Raw genomic sequence first — 541 nt, 5'->3', positions numbered from 1 at the left:
GACCAGCTTCCCGCACATGGAAAACGTGCTGCGCTTCATCGAAAGCGGCAAGAGCGAAGGCGCGCGCCTGCTGACCGGCGGCGGTCGCGCCACCGACGGTGCCCTGGCCGACGGCGCCTACGTGCTGCCGACGGTGTTCTCCGACTGCCGCGACGACATGACGATTGTCCGGGAAGAAATCTTCGGGCCGGTGATGAGCATCCTCGCCTACGACGACGAGGACGAAGTGGTGCGTCGCGCCAACGACACCACCTTCGGTTTGGCTGCAGGTGTGGTCAGCAAGGACATCAGCCGCGCACATCGCATCATCCATCGCCTGGAAGCCGGCATCTGCTGGATCAACACCTGGGGCGAGTCGCCGGCCGAAATGCCGGTCGGCGGCTACAAGCAGTCCGGCGTCGGCCGCGAGAACGGCATCTCCACCCTCGGCCACTACACCCGCATCAAGTCGGTGCAGGTCGAACTGGGCGACTACGCCAGCGTGTTCTGATCGGCGCGCCCTGAGCACCGCCCATCGTCCGGCCACCGCGCCGATCCGACA

General features: G+C 66.4%; 1 protein-coding gene. It reads left to right on the top strand.

Annotated elements, in window-relative coordinates; translation table 11 throughout:
* Positions 1-490, top strand: a 490-nt coding sequence (locus DBR20_RS10215) for an aldehyde dehydrogenase family protein (protein ID WP_146186988.1), incomplete at its 5' end; no start/stop codon positions are given.
* Positions 491-541 lie beyond the last annotated feature (51 nt).

It is taken from the genome of Stenotrophomonas sp. HMWF023 (genome assembly GCF_003060985.1).
Classification (GTDB): Bacteria; Pseudomonadota; Gammaproteobacteria; order Xanthomonadales; family Xanthomonadaceae; genus Stenotrophomonas; species Stenotrophomonas lactitubi.
Note: the sequence above shows the minus strand (reverse complement) of the source record. Positions and strands in the feature narration are given on the sequence as shown.